This window comes from Curtobacterium sp. ISL-83 (assembly GCF_018613895.1).
Lineage (GTDB): Bacteria > Actinomycetota > Actinomycetes > Actinomycetales > Microbacteriaceae > Curtobacterium.
The window spans coordinates 284,860-291,510 of sequence record NZ_JAGGPH010000013.1 but is presented as its reverse complement, the minus strand read 5'-3'; the positions used below and the strand labels follow the sequence as shown (position 1 = coordinate 291,510).

Here is a 6,651-nt window from a genome sequence, read left to right as displayed (position 1 = left end):
GTTGACGGGAGACGCCGCCTCCCGGACGAGACGCCGTGGTTTTCGGCGGCGTCTCGGCGTCAGAGCGACGTCTGGCGCTGACGGGGCCGTCGGACGCAGTCCGGCCCGGACGCCGCCACCGCTCCGCCCCTGGCGGGTCCCTGTCACCCGGCCGCTGTAGCATGCACGACACCTGTCCCGCGACGAGGAGGCCTGCGTGCCGGAACCGATCGACCCCGCCTTCCCGCTCGAACGCGTCCGGGACGCCGGAGCGGCCATCATCGACGCGGTGTCGACGGTGATCGACGGCAAGACCGACGCGATCCGGACAGCCCTGACGGTGATGCTCGCCGAGGGGCACCTGCTGGTCGAGGACGTGCCCGGCGTCGGCAAGACCGTGCTCGCGAAGGCCCTCGGTGCGACGGTCGGCGGGACGGTCACCCGAATCCAGTTCACGTCCGACATGCTGCCGTCCGACGTCACGGGCGTGAACATCTTCGACCAGTCCTCCGCCACCTTCCGGTTCTCCCCGGGACCGGTGTTCGCGAACGTGGTCATCGGTGACGAGATCAACCGGACGAGCCCGAAGACCCAGTCGGCGCTGCTCGAGGCGATGGCCGAGGCCCAGGTCACGGTCGACGGCGTGACCCGGCAGCTCGAGAGCCCGTTCATGATCGTCGCGACGCAGAACCCGATCGACATGGAGGGCACCTACCCGTTGCCCGAGGCGCAGCGCGACCGGTTCATGGCCCGCATCGCGATGGGGTACCCGGGCGTCGACGCGGAACGGCAGATGCTGTCGAACCGCGGCGGCGGCGACCCGTTGTCCCGTCTGCGCCCGATCGTCGACGTCGCGACCCTGCGCGGGATCATCCACGCGGTCCGCACGGTCCACCTCGCGCCCGACGTCGAGGCGTACATCGTCGCGATCGTCCGCGCCACCCGGACGCACCCGGACCTCGTGCTCGGGGCGAGCCCCCGTGCGACCCTGCACCTCGCGCAGGCCGCCCGCGCGTACGCCGCCCTGCTCGGTCGACCGTTCGTCACCCCGGACGACGTCGCCGCGCTCGCGCCGATCGTCCTGGCCCACCGTCTCGTGCCCGTCGCACGTGGCCTCGGCGGATCCGGCGACGACACCGTCCGCGACATCGTGGTCCGCATCGTGTCCGACACCGCCGTGCCGTTCACCGCGACACCCGTCCGCTCCTGATGTCCGGCTCGTCGGCGCCGTCGCCGCTCGCACGACGGGCCGGTGCTGCCCGGTCCGTCGCGTCGCGGTACGGACGGCGAGCGCTGACGTTGCTCCGACGGACGCCGTTCCCCCGTCCCACGGTGCGGGGGTGGACCGTCATCGCGGTCGGGATCGGACTGATCGGCGGGGGACTGGTCGGGACCACGAGCGTGGCCGTGTCGGCAGGGCTCCTGCTGGTGGTGCTCGTGGTGCTCGGCATGGTGATGGCGTACGTCGTCGCCGCGCCGCTCCGGGGCACCCGGTCCACCGCACGCGCGATCGTGCAGGTCGGCGAGGTCTACCGCGAGCGGATCACCCTCGGCAGCACCACCCTGCCCATCGGCCCGCGGTCGACCCTGCTCGTGCGGGAACAGCTCGACGACACCTTCGCGAGCGTGTCCGAGGCGGAGACGTACGCGGTGGTCGGGCCGAACGTGCCGCCCGCCGTCCTCGACGTCGAGGCGCTCGCGATGCACCGCGGACGGTCGCTGGTCGGACCGGTCACGATCCGGGTCGAGGACCCCTTCGGGTTGCTGCGCATCGACCGACCGGTCGTCGCGGCCGAGGAAGTCGTGGTGGTCCCGGCGTCGACGCCGCTGTCCGCCATCGACACGGGAGCGCTCGCCGGTGCGGTGTCCGCCGACGAGGGTCGGGTCGGGCAGGGGGGCTCCGCGGACGACAGCGAGCTGCGCCCGTACCGACCGGGCGACCCCATCCGCCGGGTGCACTGGGCGCAGAGTGCCCGCCGCGGCGAGCTGCACGTGCGGCAGACCACCCAGGCACAGCCCCCGGAGGCCGTCATCGCGCTCGACGTCCGGCGTGAGTCGTACCAGACCCTCGGGCGCGACGACCTCGCCGAACTGTCGGACCTCGGCGGGGACGCGGCGTTCGAGCACGCCGTCGTCGTGGCGGCGAGCGTTGCCCGGGCCCTCGCGGCACGCACCTCGCGCGTGGTGCTCGTCAGCGATGCTCCCGGCGGGAGCACCCGCCACGCCGGGGACGCCGGCGGCCTGACCGACGTCCTGGTGGGACTCGCGGACGTCCGCGTCCGCAGCGACGCCCGCGCGGTCACCGAGGTCCTGCCCGAGGTCCGCGGCCGCGACGTGCACGGGATGACCGCCGTGGTCACCGGGCGCTGCACCGCGGAGGAGGCGGCCGAGCTCGTGTCGGCGACGACCGGGTCGAGCCGCGGCATCCTCGCGACGATCGTCCCGCCGGACCCCGTGGTGCGCGGCATCCTCGACCGCGGCGGCTGGCGCACCCTGGTCGTGCCCGTCGCCGGGGTGACCGCGTCGGGAGGCGCACGATGAGCAGCACCGCGACCCGGCCCCGCCCACGCGCCGACGTCCACGAGATCCTCGACCGTGACGACGAACGCCGCGACGTCCCCAGCGTCTGGGTCGTCGTCCTGGCGCCGGTGCCGGTGCTCATCGCCTCGCTGGCCATGCGTCCGCTCGTCCAGGGCATCGCCTGGTGGGTGTCCGGGCTCCTGATCGCCGTGGTGCTCGTGGGGACCCTGCTCGCGGTCCGACGCCGCGCACCGGGCATCCGGTTCGTCGCCCTCGTCGCCGCGCTCCTGGCGTGCTCCTGCGCCGCCGCACTCGTGAACGACCTGCAACCGCTCGGGTGGCTCGACAAGAACGGGGCGCTCGGCGAGACGATCGCCGCGATCCGCCTCAACCCCGCCCCGTTGCCGCAGACCGACTCGATCCGGCTGGTCGTCACGGTGGCCATCGCCTGGGTCGTGGCGGTGTCGTTGTTCCTGGCCGCCGTGGCGCCGACGGCAGCGCTCGCCGCGGTCCCCGCCCTCGTGATCCTCATCGTGCCCGGGCTGATCACCGGCGCTCCGGCGGGCTCGGGGCTCGTCATCGGCACCGCGGTCGCGTTCCTGGCCCTGCTCTGGCTGTCGGTCCGTCCCGTGCAACGGGTGCTCCCCGCGGCGGTCGTCGGTGCCGTCGGGCTGGTCGTGGCGATCGGTCTGCCCTCGGTGATCCCGTTGAACGCCAGCTGGCTGTCCGGGGTCACCGGGGCGATCCAGTCGCCGATCCAGCCCGGGCGCCCCGGGACACTGCTCAACCTCGGGCAGGACCTCCGCCGGCCGAACGACCTCGAGGTCTTCCGGTACCGGTCGTCGGACGGGCAGCCGGAGTACCTCAAGCTGGCCGACCTGGACGAGTTCGGCACGGGGGACTGGGTCCCGACCGTGACCGACGCGAGCAAGTCCGAGACCGCCGACCAGCAGCAGTGGGCGGTCGGCGTGAACCCGCGGCTCGCCACCCGCGGCGACGTGACGATCCGCATCACGGGGCTCTCGAGCAACTACCTGCCGGTGCCGTCCGGAGCCGTGACGGTCCAGTCGCGGTCGACGAACCTCAACCTGGCCGACTGGCGCTGGATGGGGGACTCGAGCACCGTGCGGTCGACGGGGCCGGCGACGCCCCGCGGTGCCACGTACGAGGTGTACGGCGCCTCGACCTTCGCGGGGGAGTACCTCGACACGATCTCGGCGTCAGGACTCCTCGCCAATGCGGACGGCCGGGGGTTCGCCAAGCCGTCCGCGGCGCAGCTCCGGACCGACCTGACGCTGCCGAAGAACCTGCCGGCGAGCATCGGCGCGACCGCGGGACGGGTGGCCGGGGGCGCATCGACCCCCTACGACGAGGCCCGCGCGATCGAGCAGTGGTTCCGGAGTGACCTGTTCACGTACTCGGAGACCGCACCGGTTGAACAGGGTTACGACGGCGACAGCATGGCCGTCGTGGCGAAGTTCCTGCAGGTGCGCGAGGGCTACTGCGTGCACTTCGCGTCCGCGATGGCGGTGATGGCCCGCACCCTCGGCATCCCGTCGCGCATCGCGGTCGGGTACCGCGCCGGGTCGGCTCGGTCGGACGGCGAGTACACGGTGTCGAACCGGCAGCTGCACTCGTGGCCGGAGCTGTACATCAAGGGTGCCGGGTGGGTGGCCTTCGAACCGACGCCGGACTCCGACCAGGCCGCCCAGCCGCAGTCCCAGGCGAGCGCCACCCCGACCCCGGGCACGAAGAACACCCCGCTGCCTGCACCGGCGCAGTCGGCTCCGGCGGCACCGCAGGCGTCGGCGACACCGTCCGCGTCGGCCGCTCCGGCAGCCGCGGCCGCCACCGGTGGGAACGGCGACGGTGGGCTCGGGCTCGTCGTGGGCCTGGTCCTCGCGCTGGCCCTGCTCGCTGCGCCGGCCCTCGTCCGAGCGGGTCGCCGCCGGTCGCGTCTGGCGGCGGTCGCTGCCGGTCGCTCGCCAGCGTTGCACGCCTGGCGAGAGGTCCTGGACGACGTCGCAGACCACGGGTACGCGCCGGGGGTCGCGCCACCGGGCGACGCGGGTGCGGCGGCGCGGACTGCTCGGGCTGTCCTCGGCCGGCTCCGACCGACACTGCCGGCGTCGGTGCTGCCGCACCTGGACACCGTGGTGGACGCCGTCGACCGGGAGCGCTTCGCCGCCGACGGGGTCGGTGGCGTCGACACCGCCGCCCTCCTGCAGGCGGTCCGGGAGGCCCGTGTCGCCCTGGACGCGTCGGTGTCCGGTGCGCGGGCGGCGCGGTCGCGTCTGCTGCCGCCGAGCCTGTTGCCGTCGTCGGCGTGGTCGCACGCGGGTCGTCGCACGCGCCGCAGTCCGACGTAGCGGGGAAGCTGCGGCTGGCCCTACCGCGGCCGGACGATGGCCTCCACCAGGGTGGCGACGAGTTCCCCCGGGTCCACGCCGGGCATCGCCGGCGCGTCGAACAGGAGCCCGACGTTCGCGGCGATGAGCGCCACGGACAGGTGGTCGAGCGGCATGCCGGGGTCGACCTCCGGGTGCGCGCCGAACCACAGGTGCACGAGGTCGTTCACGCCGTCCTCGAGCGCGCGCCGGTGCTGGACGAACTCGGGCATGAACTCGGGGTGGCGCAACGCGTACGCCCGGAACTCCGCGAGCAGCGCGAACTGCGCCGTCTGGTCGTGCTGGCCGAACGCGGCCCGCACGACGTCCGCGATCTCGACCGCGGCGATGTCCGGGCTCACCAGCTCCTGCAGGGCCCCGAGCACGACGTTCGTCGCGCGCTGCATGACCTGGCCGAGCAGGTCCTGTTTCGAGGTGAAGTTCGAGTACACCGCGCCCTTGCTGAACCCGGCGCGGGCGGCGACGTCGTCGAGACGAGCCTCGTGCACGCCCTGTTCCGCGAAGACGGCCGCGCCGGCCAGGAGCAGCCGCTCACGGACCTCAGCGCGGGGGGTGCGTGGGGCGGGGGTGGAGGCGTCGTCGCTCATCTGGTCCTGATTCGACTGCAGCCCGCCGTGACCTGGTGGTGTCGGCGTCGACGCGCTGGCGTGGTGGTGTCCAGTTCCGTTCTGGTGGGTCGCGTCGTGTCGTCGTGAGACCTCGGACGAGACCTGTCGTTCCGCGCGTCTGATCAAGCGCGCGGAACGATCGCAGCCCCCGCTGTGCACGCCTGTCCGACCGCCACGTTCGGGTCGCGTCGGTTCGGGACCGGCGTTGCGCACCGGTCGATACCCGGCGGTACTGATGGTACGCCTGCCCTCCGACGGATGACAGCGCGAGGTGCGGAAGCGCCGGGTCGAGCGCAAACGGGACGAAGCCGGTCCGGTCAGCTGTCCTCGCGCGGCTCGTGGTCGCTGTGCACGCTGCCGGCACCCGATCGACGCCCCGAGCGCCGGAGCAGCCGCACGGCGTCGGGCCGGAGCACACGCCCACGGCGGAGGATCGACCCCAGCGCCGACTTCGGCTGCCAGTCGCGGCCGTTCGGCAGGCCCCACCCTCGTCGGACGGCGCCCCAGCGGAGCCCGAGTGACAGCACGATCGCGACGACGATGCCCGTGGTGGGGGACCCGAGGCGTGACGCGAGCACCATGGCCGCGGAGGCTGCGACGGCCACGGTCGCGTACAGCGCGTTCCCGCCGAACACCGCCGGCACCCGGCGGAGCATCATGTCGCGCGTCGCCCCACCGCCGACGGCCGTGACGGTGCCCATGATGATCGCGGCCGGCCAGTCCAGTCCGGCGTCGAAGGTGCGCTGCACGCCGACCACGGACCAGATCCCGATGACCGCGGCGTCGAGCACGGTGAAGACGCGGTCCCAGGTCCGCTCGGAGAACGACACGAGGAAGGCCACGAGCGCGCCGGCGATGGCGACCGGGACGTAGAGCGGGTCGACCAGTGCGACGGGTGGCCCGTCCTGCAGCAGGGTGTCGCGGAGGATGCCGCCCCCGAGCCCCGAGACGAACCCGACGACCAGGAACCCGAACAGGTCGAAGTCCATCGTCCGTGCGAGGGATCCGCCGAGCAGCGCGGACGCGAACACCCCGGCGAGGTCGAGCACGTTCGTGACCACCGCGAGGCCTTCTGGCGACAGCAGGTTCATGACCACCATCCAACCGCACCGCCGTGGACTGGCGAGTCCGACGGT

Annotated in this window: 5 protein-coding genes; 3 read left to right on the top strand and 2 right to left on the bottom strand. The window is 73.4% G+C overall.

The genetic code is table 11. The annotated features are described in order from the left end of the window. The first annotated feature begins 196 nt into the window (after window positions 1–196). The 3 genes from J7E22_RS14040 to J7E22_RS14030 are packed head-to-tail and all read left to right on the top strand — an operon-like array spanning window position 197 to window position 4,868. Complete coding sequence (locus J7E22_RS14040) at window positions 197–1,189, top strand: MoxR family ATPase (protein ID WP_308159261.1); 993 nt, start codon at window positions 197–199, stop codon at window positions 1,187–1,189. Next, window positions 1,189–2,520 (top strand): DUF58 domain-containing protein, encoded by a 1,332-nt coding sequence (locus tag J7E22_RS14035; protein WP_214982429.1) that lies wholly within the window; start codon window positions 1,189–1,191, stop codon window positions 2,518–2,520. The genes J7E22_RS14040 and J7E22_RS14035 overlap by 1 nt, the downstream gene beginning before the upstream one ends. Then, window positions 2,517–4,868, top strand: coding sequence for a DUF3488 and transglutaminase-like domain-containing protein (locus tag J7E22_RS14030; protein ID WP_214982428.1), 2,352 nt, complete (start codon window positions 2,517–2,519; stop codon window positions 4,866–4,868). Before J7E22_RS14035 ends, J7E22_RS14030 begins: the two co-directional genes overlap by 4 nt. A 20-nt stretch (window positions 4,869–4,888) precedes the next feature. On the opposite strand, the gene J7E22_RS14025 is transcribed toward J7E22_RS14030, so the two are convergent. Continuing rightward, window positions 4,889–5,494 (bottom strand): TetR/AcrR family transcriptional regulator, encoded by a 606-nt coding sequence (locus J7E22_RS14025; RefSeq protein ID WP_214982427.1) that lies wholly within the window; start codon window positions 5,492–5,494, stop codon window positions 4,889–4,891. A gap of 338 nt (window positions 5,495–5,832) precedes the next feature. Then, window positions 5,833–6,606, bottom strand: coding sequence for a trimeric intracellular cation channel family protein (locus J7E22_RS14020; RefSeq protein ID WP_214982426.1), 774 nt, complete (start codon window positions 6,604–6,606; stop codon window positions 5,833–5,835). Window positions 6,607–6,651: the final 45 nt, after the last annotated feature.